Raw genomic sequence first — 20,873 nt, 5'->3', positions numbered from 1 at the left:
ATTTTCAACTTTACAAAACTTATATTCAGGCTCTATGTAATAATCCTTCAGAACTTGAAAAATCGTGTTTATCCTTAACGGTTTTATCACACAGCACAAAAAACTTCTACAAACATGCTTGATTACAATAAGTGATAATTCTGGCAAACTCAGAATATCATTAAATTATAGTAGATTGTACATTTTATATACAGCTTTTAAAAAATAATGATGGATGAGGTATGCCGATGAATCCCTTTTATGAACCATACCGTTTATTGCAAATTTATCAATCTATTTTGTTCAGAGAGAATAAACTTGTCAACTACCCTACAGCACATCAACAGTTTAGTGCCCTGAATTTAATTGCATTTAAGCAACTGCAACATAATATCGATACTTATTTGTTAGAGTTCTTAAAAGCAAATGGACTTATATTAACTAATGTTGACAATATATTAGAAGGATTATATAAAACATTGTTGAACTTAGGTATAGGAGCCCCACCTCCCTTTTTAGCCAACAGACAGCAATACAATGCAGCAAAGCACAGGAAAAGCTCTATTTTCCATTCATACCAAACGAGACAACCCGAAATAATGGTAACACTAGATATAAACGCGTCCAAAGAAATATTAAAAGAACTCTTAGTAAATGGAATGACAATTGCTCGCATTAATTGCGCCTATGGAACAATAGAAGATTGGAGAAGATTAATTCACTTCATTCGAAGTATAGAGAAAGATATACATAACCAACTACCCCATCCGTGTAAAATTTACATGGATTTATCTGGAGCAAAAGTAAGAGTTGGCCCAATCAAAAAAAAGACTTTCCCATTAAAAATTAAAATAAATAAAGATCGTTACGGATTTCCTTTGCATAATAAAAAAGGAATTCTTGTAATGAAGCATCATACACACATTCACGATTTAGATTCATTTGAATTTGTTCTTCCCCTTAACATAAATAAAGACATTCCACAATTGGCTGCAGGAGATGTTCTACATTTTACGGATGTACAAAAAAGAAAAAGAGAGTTTAATATTTTAGCTAGCCATACATACGGATATGTTGTCACTATTAATAAAACAACGTATATTTCAGAAGGCACTCGGCTACTGCATGAACAGTCTGGCAATGAATATCAAGTTGGAACTTTAAAAAGCAGTCCCGTCGACATATATGTAAAAAGTGGCGATTATTTGAAAATACATTTAGCAAAATCAATAGAAGGAAAAGCTGCTACTAAAAATAACCCTGCTGAGATTTCCACCACTCTGCCGCAGATTTTTTCTGATGTTAAGGCCGGAGAGAATATATATTTCAACGATGGAAAAATCCATGGTATCGTGGACCACGTTGATAAAAATTTCATTATCGTGAGCATTATTTACCCAAGCACTCCAAAAAAAGTGAAAGAAAATAAGGGTATCAATTTGCCAGATACTAAAATAAAATTACCTGCTATTACCGCTCAGGACATTCATGATTTACCTTTCATTGTTAAACATGCAGATTTTTTAGGTATTTCTTTTATACAACAGGCTGAAGATCTTGCCTATTTACATCAAATTCTTCATCAATCTCTTCTAGAAAATCTAACAATAGTAGCCAAAATTGAAACGAGAAATGCCATTCATAACTTTTCAGATATATTATTACAGGGATTGCATTTCCCTAAGTTTGCGGTAATGATTGCTAGGGGTGATTTGGCTGTTGAAGTAGGCTTTGAAAAATTACCTATCATTCAGCAAGAAATGTTAGACATGTGTAAAGCAGCCCATGTTCCAACTATTCTTGCTACTGAAGTATTGGATCGACTGACAAAAAAAGGAATTCCTTCGCGAGCGGAATTAGCCGATATATTTATCGGGAGTTCTGTGGACTGTATGATGTTAAACAAAGGGACTTATGTAGATAAAGCAGTTGATTTCTTAAAAGAAACGATGCAATTAATTGTTAAACAACACGAATATTATCATAAGTATGTCCGGGGATTTTGATTACACAGCTATCCCTATGACAATCTTTAATTTCATCTGCAGTTTCGCTGGGATTTTATATATTAGGATGGTTCGAGAAAAATGGAGCAAGTATATCATTTCGACTTTTAATCATAAACGAATTAACATAAATTAAAAAGGATAAATCCCTCAAGCTATTTCAGCTAGACAGGAAATATCCTTTTTATAATGGGGCATGGGGGTCAGAGCCCCATGTCCAACCTCATAATCGGTAATGAGTTCGTTCAAGCCTGTTTTACAGCTGTTTTTCCCTTGCTGATTGCAAACTTAACAAGCATCATGATGACAACAGAAATAATAAGTCCGGCAGCAATTACTGTATACTGGAAACGTATGGTTGGTATTCCAGCCAATCTAGAAATAGAATCAAACACGATTGGTGATAAAAACTGTCCGATATAAATTAGACTTGAAACAATTGCAATTACCCGATCCGTTATGGAGGGATCGACGCTATTTAATGTTTTTACATTGATTAACGGGAAAATAACCCCTTGCCCAAAACCTATTAAACAGACACTAACTAAAACAACTATAATAGAGTTGCTAATAGACAATAAACCAAAGGCAATCCCCATTACAAGTAAGCTAACTAACATGATATAACTTTTAAATAAGTCTTGTAGTCGTACAAGTATAATGCTTGTAATCATTCCACCAACAGTTGTGAATGACATGACGAGACCTGCTACTTTTGAATTTCCTAAATGATTCTGTTCTAAGTATAAGGCCATATTCGTGGCAACCGCATAATACACCATCATAATAACACAAGCTGCAAGAGCTAATCCGTATACTGAAAGTGGAATCCCTTTCTTTGCTTCTCCATCTAAAGGCTTAATTGGTTTGTTTTTAGGTAAGTATAAAAATACAAGAACAAAAATTATAAGACCTATCCAATATACATTAAACGGTACCCGCCAGTTAAACGATGCAAGATATCCCGCTAAAAGCATTGTAACGATACCACCAACATTACTAAAAGCAGTATTATACCCCATCATTTTCACTTGTTCTTTTCCTTTAAAATGATCACTAATTAAAGTAAACGACAGTGGCATGACGAGACCAACACCCGCTCCTAGTAAAAAGCGGAAGGCTAGAAGCATTTCAATCGAATTGGTAAACTGCGCACCAACACCCGTTAGTATGTAGATAGCTAGTCCCCATAGAACGATGGAGCGTTTAGATATTTTCTTAGTTAAGTAACTTGATAGAAATGAAAACGGAATAATAAATAAAGATGGAGCTGTTAACACTAGCTTAATCATTACTGGATCCGCATCAGGAAATTGCGCCGCAATTAACCCTAGAGCAGGTGATATTGCTGCACCAGCCATAACGGTTGCCATCGCAATAGAAATAATCGTTGGTTTAAGCATTCGACTCATAATCAAAATCAATCTCCCTTTATGTATACATGCAATTACGTTATTTATATTTATAGAAATATGTTTATCCCCTTGAATCCTATCCGATATATGGAATCCTAAATTGTTTGGTTGATGATTCAAAAGATAAGGTAACCATGTTACATCATCTCCACCATCTTCTGTATCCTATCAGAAATTTTAGTGATTACCCCCCTTTCGTAGATTATTTATATTTGTTGAAGCTTCCTCTATCATATTAATAAAAAACTCCAAATCCTCGTTGGATAGGTGATTAAACACAACTTTCATAGACTTACGACCTTCATTTTGTAATTCTGTCATCATCTGTTTGCCTTTCTCTGTCATTTCTAAATAAACAACCCGACGATCATCTTGATCACGGTAACGGGATACATAGCCATTTTCAATGAGTTTATTAGACGAAGTCGTCACTGCTCCTGGAGTTAAATATAATAGATCAGCCAATTCAGACATCCTTTTAGGACCACTTCTTTCTAATAAAAATAAAATATCCGACTGTGACCCAGGAAAATGATTTTTAAAAACATCTTTCCAAAAATAAGTCATGTTTCTAGATAAATTCCAGTATAACTTATGAAATTTGATAAATAGCTCTTCATTTTGTTTATTCATTTAGTTAGCTCCTTAGAAAATAGTATAAGGATTTCGAAGACGACAAATTAAAATAAGTAGACCAAATACTTTAATCAATAAATACTTTAACGATTAAAGTAAATATAAGTATAATATTTTCAAGTATACCATGTCAAACATTCTATAAAAGCACCTAAACTTCTTTCAATTATTATTACCCAAATGAACTGCCAATCTTCCTTTCCAAATCATTTTGAACATATTTTCACATTACCATTGACAAGCATGTCCATATCATGGAAAATTGACAATATTAATTACACGAGGAGGATACATAATTTGGAGCAACGAGAGCAGTTTACCACTAGATTGGGATTTATTTTAGCAGCAGCCGGATCCGCGATTGGACTCGGCGCAATTTGGAAATTCCCTTATATTGCCGGGCAAAACGGTGGTGGTGCATTTTTAATTATTTTTCTTATATTTACATTTATATTAGGGCTTCCACTCTTATTGGCGGAATTTACAATTGGACGAACAGCCCAACAAGATGCCGTCAATTCTTTTAAACATATAGCCCCAAAAACGAAATGGTATGGCATTGGAATACTTGGAATGGTAACCTGCTTTATTCTACTTTCATTTTATAGTGTCATCGGCGGATGGATTATTATCTACTTAATAAAAGCGATAACTGGTGGATTGAATGGTCTTAGTAGCCAGCAATATGCTTCTGTCTTTGAACACACGATTGCAAACCCTGTTGTGAGTTTATCTGTTCAATTTATATTTATTTTGTTTACAATTTTTGTTGTGGCAAAAGGTGTTCAAAAAGGAATTGAACGTGCAAGTAGTATCATGATGCCTGCGTTAACTATTCTATTTATTATTTTAGTCATCCGTGCAATTACATTAGATGGTGCTGCAGGTGGTATATCATTTTTATTTCAGCCTGATTTTTCCAAAGTTACTTCAAAAACTATTTTAGAAGCGATGGGGCAATCTTTTTTCACCCTGAGTGTTGGAGTATCAGTCATGATTACATATAGTTCCTATTTACCAAAACAGCAAAGTCTTCCTAAATCTGCGTTTTCTATTGTTGGAATGAATATTGCAATTGTACTTTTGGCAGGTCTAGCCATTTTCCCGGCGGTATTTTCTTTTGGACTTGCACCTGATGCTGGACCAGTACTTTTATTTCATGTACTGCCAACTATTTTCAGTCAATTACCATTTGGGATGGTATTTTTCGTAGCGTTTCTCATTGTCTTTTTATTTGCTGCATTGACATCTGCATTTTCTATGTTGGAAATTATTGTTTCCGTCATTTCAAAAGGAGAACAAGCAAAACGAAAAAAGTGGGCATGGATCATCGGTATCGCTATATTTATTTTTGGAGTCCCTTCAGCATTATCGTATAGCTTATTAAGTGATTTTACTTTATTTGATAAGTCATTCTTTGACCTTGCAGATTACACAGTAAGCAATATTCTCATGCCTTTTGGTTCATTATTAATAGCGGTATTTGTCTCAGTTAAAATGAAAAAGTCAGCTCTTTTTGAAGAATTAAAACGAGGTAGTAAGATAAAATACAGCGTGTTTCATGTTTGGTTTTTCCTGATACGCTATATTGCACCTATTTTAATTGTTGCAGTTATGCTAGACGTATTAGGAGTTTGGTAGGTTTGAAAATATTAGTTTTTTTTAAGTTAAATAGACTAGACTTAAAATGAATATTTACATTATTCCAAGTAGCGCAAGTCAAAAGGATTGTTCACTTTTTGACTTGCGCAATTGATACGAGCTGGGATGTACGCTCAGTTTATCTCATAGAAACAGGTCCAGCATCACTGCCAGTTTCATTGCAGTACGATTCATATGTTAAAACAACAGTCGGTTAAAAATCAACACTCATCATCAACATTATCTTTTAACTTTTAATCCTAACATTCCAGCAAATCCAATTGCTTGTTCTGCTGAAACGACGCACCCTTCTAAATCCTCCAAGGATACAGTAATGCTATCAAACGTTGAACTACTAATGTCAATCCCTTTAAGTGGTGTACCTGAAAAGTTTACTTCATTTATATCACATTCATTAAAACCAACTTTATTTAATTTGCATTCGTAATAATCTGTATTTCTCAGTATGCAATGATCGAACATAACTTGTCTTAGTCTCCCGTAACCATACGAACTAAGATTCAACATACAACTATCAAAGTGCACATTCCTCAAACTAGCTTCTGATAGATTTATCCCTATCATCTTTGATTCTTTAAATACAACCCTATGGATGATACCTTCCATAAAATCCGCATTGGACAAATCGCAGTTTTCAAAAATAACATCGGTTAACTCAATATTTTTAAAAGAAACATCGTCAAATATTACCTTTTTAAAAACAACTTGGGAGAATGCAATGCGATCCATTTCTACCCTACCAATCGTACAACTTGATATTGTACAATGATTAATAAATGGTTCGTCTTTATCATATATATCCTGGAAATGAACATGTGGTAAATGATGTGGAATTTTTGGTTGTTCCATTTTTATCTTTGACAATTTCTCCTCACCTCCGTCTTCAAAATTCCTTATTTCTATGCCATCATAACATAATATTCCTAACGAAAGGGAGACTCATAGAAAAAGCTTGTTGAATCCTCATACTCATGATCTGTAACGAAATGTAATCCATCCCCAATCCTAAATCCAAACATCTTGCCGACTTACTTCCATTAGCCACTCATAGAAAGTGAATATGTGCAAGCAACTAGATGAATCACATCTAACGATACAAAGCTGAATAAAATGTATACTTTCAACCCCCTTGTTACAAGTAAGATAACATGTAGTCAAACATGAAGAACGCCTAGGTACTTTATATACTTAGACGTTAGAATGGGCATTAGTATGTAGCATTTGAGCATACTTATTGTTTATTCATAGTAACAAAATATCTATGTTTGATTTTCAAATCATATTAGTGAATATCATGCTTTTTGAAGTTTCCACCCTTCACTTCTGCTACATCGTATACAGCAACAAAAGCAAATTTATCAATTTCATGTATGATTTCTTTCATTTTACTATCCTCTAAGCGGTTGATGACACAAGTAATTTCTCTGTATTGTTCATTGGAGTAACCACCTTTTACTATGTTATACGTAGCACTCCGCCCTAAGCGATCACGAATTGTTTCGACCATTAATTCGGGTTTGCTTGTAATAATTTTAAATGTTTTTGAACCACTCAAACCTTCTTCAACTGTATGGATTACTTTCGAAGCAATATAATAAGCGATCCCAGATAGGAAAGCGCCTTGAAGCCCAAAGACTGTTGAAACAATAATAAATACAAACAAGTTCAGGAACAAAATTAAATCACTTGTTCCAAACGGTAATTTTCGCGAGAGTAATACTGCTAACATATCAATACCATCCAATGCACCACCGTTTCTTAGTGCTAACCCCATTCCAAATCCAATGATAATACCGCCAACAACGGTTACTAACAATGTGTCCCCTTGAATAATTGTTGGTATATGATGCATAATGCTCGTCCCAAATGCTAAAGACACAATGCCGATAATGGAATTAATGGCAAAGCTTTTCCCAATTTGTTTATACCCTAAAAATATGAAAGGAATATTTAATAGACCAATTAGAATTCCTAATGGTAATCCAGTTAATTGTGAAGCCACAATACTTAGACCTGTAACGCCACCATCTGACACATTGTTAGGAATTAATATCGCTTCTAGTCCATATGCAGTAATAAATGCTCCAATTACAACTGCTATTCCCCGTAACACTTTTTTTAAATCATTCGTTCTTTTTTGGTTCGTTATATTACTCATAGCATGTCCTCTTTCCAAATCGTCTGTTTCTATCCTCACAGCATTAATATTTATTTATCTTATCATATTTTTACAATTTATTACTATTATTAGTACCCTCATTCCAGTATCAGCCATACTCACTTCTTTTATTCTCTATCATGTATACGACACATTTTGTGAACATATTGTGTACTTGAACATTCATGCTTGAACTCTCAATAATATAGGTTTATTCTAAAACTGTAAGGCGATATTAATACTTTTAATCTGGAGGGATCAATATGAAAGCAGCAGTGTGGCATGATCAAAAGGATATCCGTATAGAGGAAGTAGAGCCAAAGGTATTAAAAAATAATCAAGTTAAAATAAGAGTCGCATGGGCAGGTATTTGCGGAAGTGATTTACATGAATACCAAGAAGGCCCTGTGTTCATTCCTATTGATAAGAAAGACCCACTTACTGGTGAAATAGCTCCAATTACAATGGGACATGAATTTTCTGGTGTTGTTGAAGAAGTAGGATCCGAGATTACGAAAGTAAAACCTGGTGATAGAGTAGTAGTAAATCCTACTTTAACTTATGGAAACAAACCTGAAGATATTGATGCATATGATGGTTTTAGCTTCATCGGCTTGCATGGTGATGGAGGTTTTACATCTTACGTAAATGTTCCTGAGGAAAGTCTTTATATACTACCTGAAACTTTAACATTACAAGACGGTGCATTAGTTGAACCTACAGCAGTGGCTGTACAAGCTGTGAAAGAAGGTTCCCTACAATTTGGAGATACCGTCGCTATTTTTGGTGCAGGACCAATCGGATTATTAACAATTGTTGCAGCAAAAGCAGCTGGTGCAAGTAAAATTATCGTACTAGATTTATCACAAACTCGCTTGGACAAGGCTAAAGAAGTAGGTGCAACACATATCATTAATTCTGGTGAACAAGACCCTGTACAAGCTATTAAAGAGTTAGTGCCAAATGGAGTCGATGTTTCATTTGAAGTAGCTGGTGTTTCACCAACATTTAAACAATCTATTGAGGCTACCAAGGCACGTGGTACAATGGTCATTGTTTCTATTTTCGCTAGACCGATAGAATGGAATCCACTTCAACTTACAAATAAAGGTGTAAAAATTACATCTTCTATTGCTTATACACCTACATCATTTAAGCAAACTGTTGATTTAATGGGAACTGGTCAATTAAAACCACAAAGTATTGTGACTAGCCAAATAGAATTGGACAATATCGTTTCTGAAGGCTTTGAAGCACTTACAACAGATAAATCACAGGCAAAAATTTTAGTTAAATTAAGTGGCGAAATGTAATTGACATCAAATAATTATAAAGTAACTACCCATGCTTGTTAAGCTGACGGGTAGTTACTTTTTTTAAAAACCCAAATTGTTTGTTCACCTTTGAATAGTTCTAATTAAGTAGTCTTACAATCATTTACCATTTGCTCTTTAGGCCCATATACGTTTCACATCGAAATCGCTATATGAAATATTCAAATGATAAACGTCTGGATTACTTAGTTTTTTCCATTGTTCAAATCCAAAGTTATCATCATAGTAATTTAATAATAAAGAAATAATGCCTCCATGTGCAACAATAACCGTATTTTTAAAATCATTTACCATAATATCATCTACAACTTCTACAATTCGATTTCTCGCTTCAATACTAGATTCTCCACCTTCATACTTTAATTCCATATTATAAAATGTTGCCTCCAGTTTTTCCATCCAATTTGGCAAGAAGGTAGAACTAAGTACTCGTTCCGTTAAGCGACTATCCGTCTCCATTTTCATATTTTTGCGTTTTACTAAAGGCTCTATCGTTTGAATTGCTCGCAAAAAAGGACTAGAAATAACGCTATCAACTTTTATACGAGATAGAAATGTTGATAGTTCTTTTGCTTGAATGAATCCTCTTTCCGTTAATGGTGCATCAGCGGATTGCCCTTCCGCTTCGCAATGTCTAATCACGTAAATATTTTTACTCATATTTTCTCCTATTCCTTTTATTTTTTAGCTTTTGTTCCCACACTTCACATCTCCGTACATTTCATACCTTTCATCCTAACTACTATACTATCTTTTTCCAAAAATCACGATAATCATTTAGATGAAAGTCTGCCAGTTTACTCATATTATTTTGAAACAAACACGTTGCGATTCCTAATTCTTTTGCAGGAATTATGTCAAGCTCACGATCACCAATTACTAAATCAATCCTATGATTTTGATGAAGATATACATAAGATTCTTTATTAGGTTTCCGAGGAAAACCATCGTCTCCCGCAACAATCTCACTAAAATACTTATTCCACCCATAATATTCCAGTATGTTATGTACATCATTCCTTGGTTTATGTGTCATCATCACATTTTTATTCGCATATTTTAAAACATCTTCAACACCGTCGAAAGGCTTCATTCTTTCTGGTGTAATACCTTCTTCTAATAAAGACATTTCATTTAGCTGTTCCGAAGATAATTTGTAATAATCACTAGCATGTCGAAATGATATCTTTAATTGCGCATAAACTTCTTTTTCACATATTTCTTCATTGTTCAGTATCCTTTTAAATATTTTAGTATAAACAGGGTAAGTATCAAATAGTGTACCATCAAAATCCCATAAAATAGTTAATTTTTCATTATGATTTAGCACCTTCATCATTCCATTCCATTTTTTAATCAATCCTCATTTTCATCATCGTAAACAAAACGTATATAAAAAACTTTTAAGTCGCCTGTTTTCCCTTAACTAGTTTTAATGTCGCTACGATAAGGAAACTAACAATGACGAGTAATATCCATGAACTAACCTTTCCAAGACCTACGAGACTCCATGAAGCAGTCTGATTGGGATATTTCCATGCTCCAAAAAACGTGGCAATATTTTCAGCTATCCAAATAAAAAATCCAATAAGTACGAAAGAAAAAGCAAGTGGCATACGGTAGAGAATACCATTAACCTCATATCTAACCTTAGATTGCCAAAAAACAATAATGACTAGGCCAAATAGCCACCAACGAATATCAATCCAAAAATGATGTATGAAAAAGTTTAAGTAGATTGCCGTTGCAAGAGGTACAACTTTAAAAAACGATGGCCACATAATCAATTCTATTTTTAATCTGCGCCACGCCTGACAAAGATAACTCGCTACGCTTGCATACATAAATCCACTATACAAAGGAACACCTAAAATTTTAACATACCCATCTTCCGGGTAAGACCAAGATCCCATATTCACCTTAAAAATTTCTAAAGCTAAACCAATAAGGTGAAATAGCGTTATCACTTTTAATTCATCCCGTGTTTCGAGTCCAGCGCGCACCATCCACCATTGCATGATTAGAAAGATAAGAAGCAACCAATCATACCGCGGTAAGAAAGGAAATGGTATAAATTGCGTTAAAGCCAAAGAAGCAAAAACCACAACAGGAAACAAACATGACAGCGCTTGTTCCCAACCAAAGTGAATAAGTTGTTTTATTCCCTTTGTAAATTTTATCTTTAGATTTTCTTTTTGCATAACATCTTTTACAGTTGCATTCATCATTAACTCCTTTTTTAAGTTTTTAGTTTTCCACTTCTTTTCGGTATTCTAAAATATCACCTGGTTGACAATCTAGCGCCTCGCAAATGGCTTCTAACGTGGAAAATCTAATAGCTTTTGCTTTTCCGTTTTTCAATATTGATATGTTTGCCATCGTGATGCCAACCTTCTCAGAAAGCTCGGTAACGCTCATTTTTCTTTTTGCTAACATTACATCTATATTAATTATAATTGCCAATGTCATTCACCTCAGACTGTTAAATCATTTTCGGATTTTATGCGAATAGCTTCTTGTAAAAGCTTTTGTAGAACTGCAGCAAAGAACGCAATCACCATCGAAGCAAAAATAATGACCATTCCAAGTACGATAATTCCTGGAGCGTCATCCCTCTCCGCTAAAAGGTAAAAGAGTGGCAGACCAACAACATATAAAGTACTAATCACAATCGCACAATATTTTATATTTTTTAAAGCAGTTACAGAAATAGCTGAAAATGCTTTATTCTTGTCGATATAACTTAAAAGTTTAAAAGCTTGATAAAGCGCAAAATAAAATGGTATTGCCGCTGCATACATAACGATTAGAATAAGATATTTCAAATAAGCAAATTCTGGATAAAGTTCCGCAGCAAATTCGCCTATTCCCGGAACTACGAATATGCACAGTGCAAGAATTGGCATACCAATGACAATTAGCGCGATTTTTAAAAATAATGTTGATCCTCGTTTCACAATAAGCACCTCACTTTATTTATTTGAATTTAAGTTTAATACATTATTTATCGTTTTACAATAAAAACATATTAATATTCACTATTTATTTATCGTGTTACTTGGAATTCTTAGGTAAAGGGGTCTATTACTTTGGAGAATGATTGGTAAGTGGATTTATTTTCACACAGAGAAAAAAGACTGCATCTATAAAAGATCCAGCCTACATTTGAATTTACTATACGAGACATATTTTATTCCTTTATCGACAACTAATTGACTTTCAGCTACCTTAATTCGAAGTTCACTTTCCCAGGCAAAAGAAAAAATGTAGCAATCTAAACTTTTAGCGAGCCACGGAACCCCCTGGAAGCATAGTAGGATTCCGCTCCATTATGATACATAAAGACATGCCCAAAGCGGTAATCGCAAAATAGTGCACCACCGAGTTCTCTTATATCAGCAGGAGTTTGTACCCAACTAGAAGTTTTCCTATCGAAATCATCTAGTTTCTGTAATGCACGGTATTGCTCTTCTGTTAGCAATGTAATCCCCATAGCAGTCGCCATATCGATTACATTATTTTCTGGTTTATGTTTTTTTCTAGAGTCTTGTGCCTGACGATCATAACAAACACTTCGCCGCCCTTTAGGACTTTCAGCTGAACAATCATAAAAAGTATATTCACCTGTATGTTTATCATAATCTACAACATCCGGTTCACCGCCAGTTCTTTCCATTTCATGGAGCGACCACAGCTTTCCAGTATGAGCATGTAGCTTTGCTTCCACTTTATCCCATTCAAGGCCTTCATGGCGGTGCATATTCTTCTCAAATCGTTCTTTTAATACTATCAATAATTCTTCATGTTGTTTTGGTGATAACATCTTTTGATTATTATTTTCTATCAAGTTCATTTTCCTCCTTTGCATGATAAGCTTCTTGCTTATTTTGACAAACCTTTCCATAGCTCATGAATATGTCACAATCTCTCAACCTATATTTTACTTTATCATATCTTTAAGATTAGTATCTATTCATTACTTTTCATTTATAATGCTATTTCCTTTAACCAATAAGCTATGTTAAAGGAATAACATAACAATTTGCTCCAAAATTGGATAGTACCCATCGAACTCCAAGAATTCCTTTTCTAGCCAACTTTTTAACAAGTTTGTTACTAGTTTGAAAAGAAACAGCAAAATATTCCCAGTCCCACCGAGATATGTCAGATTACGGAGCCTGGTATATATTTCCTTATATTTGACAAGACCACTCATGCTCTATATTTTAGAACCATTTCATGTAGCTGCTAAATTTTAGGTAATGATAGATTATGTTACATCTAGTAGTCTAGTATGTAACAAGTTCCACTACGAGGAGGAATGGCATGAGAAAGATAAAATCATTTTTAATAACAACCGCATTATCACTTGCAGTTTTTACTTTGCCAGTTGGAGCACAGGCTGCTTCCTATACAGTAAAAAGTGGAGATTCCTACTGGAATATTGCCAATAAATATGGTGTATCCGTGAAGGATCTTCAAAATGCAAATAATAGATCAAACGCTACGCTTTATGTAGGAGAAACATTAACCATCCCTAATCAGGTTTCATCAGCAGATAAGAAACTGATGGCAAAATTAATACACGCAGAGGCGAAAGGCGAAAGCTATGCAGGAAAAGTTGCAGTGGCAACCGTCATACTAAATCGTGTAGATCATAAAGATTTTCCTAATACAGTCAAAGGTGTCATATATGAAAAGTCCGGTGGTGCCTACGCTTTTACTCCAGTACAAAATGGTTCGATTAATCAAGATTACAACACCGAAGATATGAAAGCCGTAAATGAGGCAATAGCCTTTCGTGGACAAGGTTCGGGCTCGCTTTATTTTTACAATCCAAAAACAGCAAAGAGTACGTGGATTTTATCGCGTAAAGTGACTGTCACAATCGGTAATCATAGATTTGCAAAATAAAAAGAAGAATGGGGCTGGGACAAAACCAGAGTGTCAGCCCTCAACAACTACATTTAGTTTGAAGCGCTAAGTTTTTTTACTAATCTAATAGTTAAACGAGAAGTCAGCTCCTTATGTCCCATCCGTTTTAAATCACAATATTTACTTAATGATTCTAAAAATGAGCGGAATACGGTATCGCTCACCTTGATTTGCTTTTACTAACGCAACGATTAGAAGGATAAATCCAGTAATACCCACTACAAAAATTAGTAAAAATCCAATTAACACAACCATTAATATTGTACTTACCACTACATATATAGTAAAAGAGATTAAATAATTAAAATACTCTTTTCCATGATAATCTACAAAATCAGATTCCTCACGTTTCATCAACCAAATGATTAGCGGACCTAACACTGGTACAAAAATACCTATTAAATAGATTAGCATAGCAAACATTCTTTCATCATTCGTTGGCATTGTTCTCCCCCTTTCCCCTTCTATTTTAATATCATATCTTTTATGGTAACATAATTTTCTGTTAATAAAAGGGACTTTAGTAGTATGTATTAGAAAAATATTTCATACTTATTCGGAAAGAATGTTTTACAATAAATCGGAATGGTTCTTATTTACAAATCGGAATGATTACGATAAAATCTATTTTGTACTGTAATTTAGGAGGAAAATATGAATAATCATATAAAGAAAACAATACTTACCATTGGATTGACATTACTCGTTGTTTTAAGCGCATGTGGCGCAGAAGATTCATCTCGTGATAGAAGCGAGAAGTTAATGATTTATACAACACTTTATCCATTACAGGATTTCACTGAGAAAATTGGAGGGAAATTTGTTGAGGTTAAGACAATACTTCCTCCTGGTGCAGATGCTCACACGTTTGAACCAACATCAAAGCAAATGGTTGATATTGCAAAAGGAGATGCGTTTTTTTATAACGGTTTAGGTATTGAACCATATGCTGAAACAATTGCGTCTGCTTTAAAAAAGGAAGATATCACATTAGTTGAAACTGCAAAAAATATACCATTACTTGAGAATCATGAGCATGAAGCTCACGATGATCATCATCATCACGGTGACCATGATCCTCATGTTTGGCTAGACCCAATACGCTCTATCCAAATAGCTAAAAATATTAAAGATACACTTATCTCTTTTATGCCTAAGGAAAAGGAAACATTTGAGGATAATTATCAGGAACTAAAAAGTAATTTAGAGAATTTGGATTTAGCATTTCAAAACTTAGTAAAGACGAAAAAGAATCCTGAAATACTCGTATCACACGCCGCTTATGGTTATTGGGAAAATGATTATGGAATTGAGCAAATTCCGATTGCAGGCTTGTCTTCATCAGAAGAACCTTCCCAAAAGGATTTAGTAACCATCATTAAACAAGCCCAAGAAAAAGATATTAAATATATCATTTTCGAACAAAATATTACACCGAAAGTGGCTGAGATTATTCAAAAAGAGATTGCAGCCGAACCTTTATATTTACACAATTTAGAGGTTTTAACGGATGCAGATATTGCTAATAACGAGGACTATTTTAGTTTAATGTATCGAAATATAGAAGTTTTAGATAAAGCATTGCAGTAACACAACTAAAATAAAATAAGGGACTGGGACAATCTGACTTCCTCGTCCAACTACTATAATTAATAAAAATTTCAGTATATAATACTAAATATAGTAGTTGAGAGGTCTGACACTTTGGTTTTGTCCCAGCCTTTTGAAAAATCATCCATTATCCACATGCCACTCATTTAATAGGATGCAATTAGTTTCATTTCTTTCAATCTTACGCCTTATTTATTTCCATAACACTGGAAATCTCAATTCTCTTAAGCGCCTGTATTGCTAATTGATCCGTTTCCTTGTTCTCATTTCTAGGAATTAATTGATACGTAGCCTGAATCCCAAGCTGTTCTAGTCTTTCGTCGATTCGGTCAGCCCATTTTACTAATTCAACCTCATAACACGGCCACTCGCCGCTCATTTGTTTTATAACGACCTGAGAGTCTCCAAAAAACGTTACAGGCAAATGGTGAACACCAAGCTCCTCTAACTCCTGAACAGCTAGATGTAAGGCGGCATATTCTGCCTCGTTGTTATTTAAAATTTGCTCAATACGTGCATTTTTACGTTTACGGTATGTCTTTTGACGCTGCTCATAATAAATAACAATGCCTAATCCCGCTAGTGACTTATCATATCCTCCATCAAAGTAAACTTCCACATCATGCGGCTCTTCCTGTATTTCTTCTTGTTGCTTTTTAAGTTCTTTTAACGTCCATTTATTTTCATGTGTGTCAATAAAAACAACCGATTTTACTCTACCCGTTTTTTGTAAGTCGCCTATTAGAAGGATTGCCTTCTTAGCCAATAGATCTTCAGAAGTAAATGTTGCCTCTGTTCCTTTTTTCGTTTGGTAGGTCAACTCCAATCTTCCACGCAAAAAATTTCTACCTCCATTCATGATGACCTAAATTTAGCATTTCATTACCTCACATTCACACAATTTCTTTTCCCTCCGCACCATTAATCGAATAACTTGCCGTTATTTCAGCATTTAATGAATGGGCAACCGTGCAATATTTATCTTTTGATAATGTAATCGCCCGTACAACCTTCTCTTCCGGTACATCCCCTTCCAGTGCATAATGAATATGAATTTTTGTAAACCGTTTCGGATGTGCTTCAGCACGTTCTCCTGCTACTTTCATTTCAAAACTCGTAGGATTTAGACGCATTTTGGTTAATATGGATATGATGTCTATCCCAGTACATCCTGCTACAGCATTTAGCAATAATTCCGTCGGTCTGGCACCTGTATTTTCTCCCCCCACTTTTTCCGACGCATCCATTTTTATATCATGTCCTGATGGTGTCATGCTTGAAAAAGCCATTTTTTTATTCCATTTTACTGTTAGTTCCATTTTTGTTGCACTCCTTCCTCATCGTTATCAACATAGTATTAAATTACCACTTAAAATGACAATTAAACAAAATCACACTAGGAATAAATAGGAAAAGGGGGTCTGACCCCCTTAAATGAGAGAGCCAGCCCCTTATGTTCACTTTCATTACTTTAGTTGTTTTTATTTACATATTGGCGTTTATTTTCAGTCACTCCAGCAAGGCAAATTATTGCTGGATCCTGATTAATATCTAATTCCACTGTTGATCCATCAGTTGGGAGTGTTTGTTGGAATACTTCTTCATATTCCGCAATTGATAACTCTTTACGATTAGCTAATAGTTTTTCATGCTTGTCCCTTTGTACATGTTGCTCAAAGTTTGGTTGCAATACCCCTGCAAAGAACTCCCCTACTGCACCAGAACCATAACTATATAGTCCAATTTTTGTACCTGCCTGTAAATTTTGGGCTTGTTCTAAAAATGAAAGGAGACTTAAATAAAGTGATCCCGTATAAATATTTCCGACATTTCGATTGTATGTCGTACTAATTTGATAATGGTTTAACAAACGCTCTTGCACGGCTTCCGATGTTTCATCTAAAACAGTGCGTAATGCTTTAAGGCCCATTTTCGTATAAGGAAGGTGGAAACAAATTGCTTCAAAATCTTCTAATGTTGCCCCCGTCTGTTCCTTATACTGACCCCAAACTTGATTAAAAAATGCAATATATTGTTCATTAGAAAATTTACCATCAACAAATGCAGTATCAGAGTATACTGGACGCCAAAAATCCATAATATCATTTGTAAAATATGCACTTTCACTTTCTAATTCCATAATGCTCGGATTGGCGCTAATGACTATTGCAACAGCACCTGCACCTTGTGTAGCTTCTCCACCAGTATTTAAACCATAGCGTGCAATATCTGATGCTAAAACGAGCGCTTTTTTTTCAGGATGAAGTGCAATATGTCCTTTTGCTAATTGCATCGCTGCTGTTGTACTGTAACAAGCCTGTTTCATTTCGATGCTACGCGCATGTGGATTGATTCCTAGTAAATGATGCACATAAACTGCGGCAGATTTAGAATGATCAATGCCTGATTCAGTTCCAAAAATAACGAGATCAATCTGGTTTCTATCTTCTTCATCCAAAATTTCTAGCGCTGCATTAGCTGCCAACGTGACGGAATCCTGTGTTAACGGAGGTACAGCCATTTGGCTTTGACCAATCCCGATTGTAAACTTTTCAGGTTCAACATGACGGGCAACTGCTAATTTATTCATATCTACATATAAATGTGGGGTATAAAACCCAATTTTATCAATACCAATTTTCACGATGATTTGCTCCTTTTTTAAAAAATCCTATTACTTTCTTCATATGTTTGCTAAATTGTGAGTCCATTCACATAAATACTACTTCACTATACCATATTTAGCAATGATATTTCTAAAAATATAACGTTTCAATGATTGAAAAGCCTCTGCGTTCTCTATAAACATTTTCTCATTTATAAAGAGAAAAACATAATAATAGGGCTGGAATATATCCAGCCCGTAAATTTAACTATAAATGAAAAATACATTCATACTTATTCTTTTTCAGACATAACAGTATTATCCTGTTTTCTCCACAGTTTTCCAGGCCAAAATGCATATTTTCCAAGAACTGTTGTAATTGCTGGCACAAATAACGGCCTAATAATAAAGGTATCTAATAAAATCCCGATAGCTGTAATTGTACCAAACTGAACCAACACTTGCATCGGTAATACTGCTAATACAGCGAATGTCCCTGCCAAAATAAGACCTGCTGAGGAAATGACATACCCAGTTTCTCCTACACCTTCTGAAATTGCTTGTTTATGTGGTAACGTTTTTCTTTTTCGCCATATACTCGACATCATAAAGATATTGTAATCACTACCAAGTGCTACTAAGAAAACAAAGGAATAAAGTGGGATTAAACCTTGCATGGCTGGTTCACCTAAAATGTAATGTATAACAATCCACCCAATTCCTAGTGCTGATAGGAATGAAAATACAACAGTTGTTAACATATAAAGCATGGCTGGAAGGGAACGGAAATATAGTACCAATAATAACGCCATGATGCCTAACACAACTGGCATAATGATGTTTTGATCCCGATTGGTTGTTTTTTGAGTATCATAAAGTGTCGCTGTTTCTCCTCCAATCCAAACCTCACCTTTAGAAATATCTGCTTCTTTCATCGAATCTTTCGCTAACGATTTAATCGCAGGCACATGGTCCACCGCTTCTTGTGAATACGGGTCAATTGCTAAAGTTACTTCATAGGATAAAATGTTCTCATTACTTTCCCCTATCTTGCCATCACTTACTGCACTAACATAAGGTAATGCGGCTAATTTTTCTTTTAAATCAACATCCGACTTGCCAACAGTTTCTAAAATTACATACATAGGAGCTACTTCTCCCGCAGCATAATGTTCTGAAATCAAAGTATATCCTTCTCGTGAAGGCATATCTTCTGGAAATGAATCAAGCAAACCATACGTGTATTCTATTTTTGGTACAAATAAGGCTAATCCGCCCAATAGAATCATACAAACAACAATAATCGGGATTGGCTTTTTCGTTACAAGTTCGCCCGTCATCGTACGTAAGCGACTTTTCCCTTTTGAATCGCGTAGCTTTTTCCCTTTCTTTTTCTCAAGCTCTCTTCTCATTTCTTCTGTCCGAGGGATAAATGGATAAAAAGCGACTCTACCAAACAACGCCAATAATGCTGGGAGAATTGTCATCAATGCAATCGCCATAACAAAAATAGCTAAACTAAATGGTACTGCAAAACGGTGATAAGATGCATAATGTGCTAGTGACAACGTGAATAGCCCGAGTACAGTTGTCATTGCACTCATCATAATAGCTCCCCCGGTTTTACTCATTGCCCTGCGAAGCGCGGTATATTGATTCTCAACCAATAATAATTCGTCACGGTACCTTGAAATTAAAAACAAACAATAATCCGTTCCAGCTCCAAATAATAAGACGGTCATTATCGAAACAGCTTGAGCATCAACTTCTATCCAGCCTTTGCTTGCCATCAGTCCCAACAATGGATTAATTAACCCATAAGCAAAAGCTACAGCTATTAACGGAATAAAAGCCAATATTGGCGAACGATATAAAGCAATTAATAAAACCAACACAATAACAACGGTTGCAATTAACAACTTAACATCCGCTTGACTAAATAAACTTACTGCATCTATTTGAATGGACACTGGACCGGTATATTGTACCTGTAGTTCAGATTGGTCCGAAATCCCATCCACCATTTTATTTAAATTACTTACAGCATCTTTTAACTGATCTGTTTCTGCCCGTTTACTAAAAAATATCGGAGTTACAATTGCTTCACCATCTTCTGACGATGCGGCAGCTAATGCCTGAGCTGGCATTTGATCAAAAGGTGGAATTTCTGATTGATAAGCTAACGGTTTTTCTCCCAGTACTTTATATAATGATTGTATTGTTTCAAAATCCGCCTCTTGTAAGCCACCATCTCGTTGCCAAACGACTAATAAAGGTACTCCAGCATGATTAGGAAATTGTTCGTTCATTATTTTATTTGCTTCAATGGACATCACATCATCTGGCAAAAGATTATTTGAACCAACTACCTCTTTATTTACAGACGGCCAAGAAATTGAAAAAATAGCAATAATCACAACCCAAATAATACTTATAAACCATCTACTTTTTGAATTAGCCACGATTTGGCCCCATTTATTTAAAAAACTTTGCATGATTTCACTTACCTCCTCTTTTTCTACAAACACCCTT

At 34.8% G+C, this 20,873-nt stretch carries 20 protein-coding genes; 5 read left to right on the top strand and 15 right to left on the bottom strand.

Annotated features, from left to right (window positions below; genetic code table 11):
• Positions 1 to 227: 227 nt before the first annotated feature.
• Entirely contained in the window at positions 228 to 1,985 is a 1,758-nt protein-coding gene (locus ACFFIS_RS08570) for a pyruvate kinase (protein WP_320378727.1), read from the top strand.
• Positions 1,986 to 2,230: 245 nt separating this feature from the next.
• Here ACFFIS_RS08570 and ACFFIS_RS08565 read toward each other — a convergent pair whose 3' ends face one another.
• Both ACFFIS_RS08565 and ACFFIS_RS08560 read right to left on the bottom strand, forming a co-directional pair.
• Entirely contained in the window at positions 2,231 to 3,397 is a 1,167-nt protein-coding gene (locus tag ACFFIS_RS08565) for an MFS transporter (RefSeq protein WP_390186984.1), read from the bottom strand.
• A gap of 180 nt (positions 3,398 to 3,577) precedes the next feature.
• Positions 3,578 to 4,033: a MarR family winged helix-turn-helix transcriptional regulator gene (locus ACFFIS_RS08560; protein WP_320378725.1), complete on the bottom strand. Its 456-nt coding sequence runs from the start codon at positions 4,031 to 4,033 to the stop codon at positions 3,578 to 3,580.
• A gap of 300 nt (positions 4,034 to 4,333) precedes the next feature.
• Here ACFFIS_RS08560 and ACFFIS_RS08555 point away from each other — a divergent pair, with 300 nt between their 5' ends.
• Entirely contained in the window at positions 4,334 to 5,677 is a 1,344-nt protein-coding gene (locus ACFFIS_RS08555; protein WP_320378724.1) for a sodium-dependent transporter, read from the top strand.
• 240 nt (positions 5,678 to 5,917) lie between these two features.
• On the opposite strand, the gene ACFFIS_RS08550 is transcribed toward ACFFIS_RS08555, so the two are convergent.
• Together ACFFIS_RS08550 and ACFFIS_RS08545 are read right to left on the bottom strand one after the other, a co-directional pair.
• Positions 5,918 to 6,562, bottom strand: a complete 645-nt coding sequence (locus ACFFIS_RS08550) for a pentapeptide repeat-containing protein (protein WP_390186981.1) — start codon at positions 6,560 to 6,562, stop codon at positions 5,918 to 5,920.
• Between the two features lie 418 nt (positions 6,563 to 6,980).
• On the bottom strand, positions 6,981 to 7,856 hold the full coding sequence (locus tag ACFFIS_RS08545; RefSeq protein ID WP_390186978.1) for a YitT family protein: 876 nt from the start codon (positions 7,854 to 7,856) through the stop codon (positions 6,981 to 6,983).
• Positions 7,857 to 8,119: 263 nt separating this feature from the next.
• On the opposite strand from ACFFIS_RS08545, the gene ACFFIS_RS08540 reads away from it, so the two are divergent.
• On the top strand, positions 8,120 to 9,169 hold the full coding sequence (locus ACFFIS_RS08540; protein WP_320378722.1) for a 2,3-butanediol dehydrogenase: 1,050 nt from the start codon (positions 8,120 to 8,122) through the stop codon (positions 9,167 to 9,169).
• A gap of 138 nt (positions 9,170 to 9,307) precedes the next feature.
• On the opposite strand, the gene ACFFIS_RS08535 is transcribed toward ACFFIS_RS08540, so the two are convergent.
• The 6 genes from ACFFIS_RS08535 to ACFFIS_RS08510 form a co-directional block, all read right to left on the bottom strand.
• Positions 9,308 to 9,850 (bottom strand): histidine phosphatase family protein, encoded by a 543-nt coding sequence (locus tag ACFFIS_RS08535; protein WP_320378721.1) that lies wholly within the window; start codon positions 9,848 to 9,850, stop codon positions 9,308 to 9,310.
• A gap of 82 nt (positions 9,851 to 9,932) precedes the next feature.
• Positions 9,933 to 10,526: an HAD-IA family hydrolase gene (locus ACFFIS_RS08530; RefSeq protein ID WP_320379767.1), complete on the bottom strand. Its 594-nt coding sequence runs from the start codon at positions 10,524 to 10,526 to the stop codon at positions 9,933 to 9,935.
• A gap of 67 nt (positions 10,527 to 10,593) precedes the next feature.
• Positions 10,594 to 11,391 carry a DUF817 domain-containing protein gene (locus ACFFIS_RS08525; protein WP_320379766.1) on the bottom strand — a complete coding sequence of 266 codons (798 nt, stop codon included), beginning with the start codon at positions 11,389 to 11,391 and terminating at the stop codon, positions 10,594 to 10,596.
• Between the two features lie 46 nt (positions 11,392 to 11,437).
• A complete protein-coding gene (locus ACFFIS_RS08520; protein WP_320378720.1) occupies positions 11,438 to 11,653 on the bottom strand; it encodes a helix-turn-helix domain-containing protein in 216 nt (71 codons plus the stop codon).
• 11 nt (positions 11,654 to 11,664) lie between these two features.
• Positions 11,665 to 12,147 carry a DUF2975 domain-containing protein gene (locus ACFFIS_RS08515; protein ID WP_320378719.1) on the bottom strand — a complete coding sequence of 161 codons (483 nt, stop codon included), beginning with the start codon at positions 12,145 to 12,147 and terminating at the stop codon, positions 11,665 to 11,667.
• A gap of 317 nt (positions 12,148 to 12,464) precedes the next feature.
• Positions 12,465 to 13,043, bottom strand: a complete 579-nt coding sequence (locus ACFFIS_RS08510; RefSeq protein ID WP_320378718.1) for a DUF4256 domain-containing protein — start codon at positions 13,041 to 13,043, stop codon at positions 12,465 to 12,467.
• A gap of 473 nt (positions 13,044 to 13,516) precedes the next feature.
• On the opposite strand from ACFFIS_RS08510, the gene ACFFIS_RS08505 reads away from it, so the two are divergent.
• Entirely contained in the window at positions 13,517 to 14,104 is a 588-nt protein-coding gene (locus ACFFIS_RS08505) for a cell wall hydrolase (RefSeq protein ID WP_320378717.1), read from the top strand.
• Positions 14,105 to 14,245: 141 nt separating this feature from the next.
• Here the strand turns inward: ACFFIS_RS08505 and ACFFIS_RS08500 are convergent, their stop codons facing one another.
• On the bottom strand, positions 14,246 to 14,569 hold the full coding sequence (locus ACFFIS_RS08500) for a DUF4870 domain-containing protein (RefSeq protein ID WP_320378716.1): 324 nt from the start codon (positions 14,567 to 14,569) through the stop codon (positions 14,246 to 14,248).
• 210 nt (positions 14,570 to 14,779) lie between these two features.
• Here ACFFIS_RS08500 and ACFFIS_RS08495 point away from each other — a divergent pair, with 210 nt between their 5' ends.
• A complete protein-coding gene (locus ACFFIS_RS08495) occupies positions 14,780 to 15,715 on the top strand; it encodes a metal ABC transporter solute-binding protein, Zn/Mn family (RefSeq protein WP_320378715.1) in 936 nt (311 codons plus the stop codon).
• Positions 15,716 to 15,917: 202 nt separating this feature from the next.
• On the opposite strand, the gene ACFFIS_RS08490 is transcribed toward ACFFIS_RS08495, so the two are convergent.
• The 4 genes from ACFFIS_RS08490 to ACFFIS_RS08475 form a co-directional block, all read right to left on the bottom strand.
• A complete protein-coding gene (locus tag ACFFIS_RS08490; RefSeq protein WP_320378714.1) occupies positions 15,918 to 16,574 on the bottom strand; it encodes a reverse transcriptase-like protein in 657 nt (218 codons plus the stop codon).
• A 55-nt stretch (positions 16,575 to 16,629) separates the two neighbouring features.
• Positions 16,630 to 17,055 carry an OsmC family protein gene (locus ACFFIS_RS08485; RefSeq protein WP_390186974.1) on the bottom strand — a complete coding sequence of 142 codons (426 nt, stop codon included), beginning with the start codon at positions 17,053 to 17,055 and terminating at the stop codon, positions 16,630 to 16,632.
• Between the two features lie 152 nt (positions 17,056 to 17,207).
• Positions 17,208 to 18,380 carry a hydroxymethylglutaryl-CoA synthase gene (locus ACFFIS_RS08480; RefSeq protein ID WP_390186973.1) on the bottom strand — a complete coding sequence of 391 codons (1,173 nt, stop codon included), beginning with the start codon at positions 18,378 to 18,380 and terminating at the stop codon, positions 17,208 to 17,210.
• A gap of 254 nt (positions 18,381 to 18,634) precedes the next feature.
• On the bottom strand, positions 18,635 to 20,836 hold the full coding sequence (locus tag ACFFIS_RS08475; protein WP_390186971.1) for an MMPL family transporter: 2,202 nt from the start codon (positions 20,834 to 20,836) through the stop codon (positions 18,635 to 18,637).
• Between the last annotated feature and the right edge of the window lie 37 nt (positions 20,837 to 20,873).

It is taken from the genome of Paracerasibacillus soli (genome assembly GCF_042432965.1).
Classification (GTDB): domain Bacteria; phylum Bacillota; class Bacilli; order Bacillales; family Amphibacillaceae; genus Paracerasibacillus; species Paracerasibacillus soli.
This window is presented reverse-complemented; position numbering and strand designations above follow the sequence as displayed.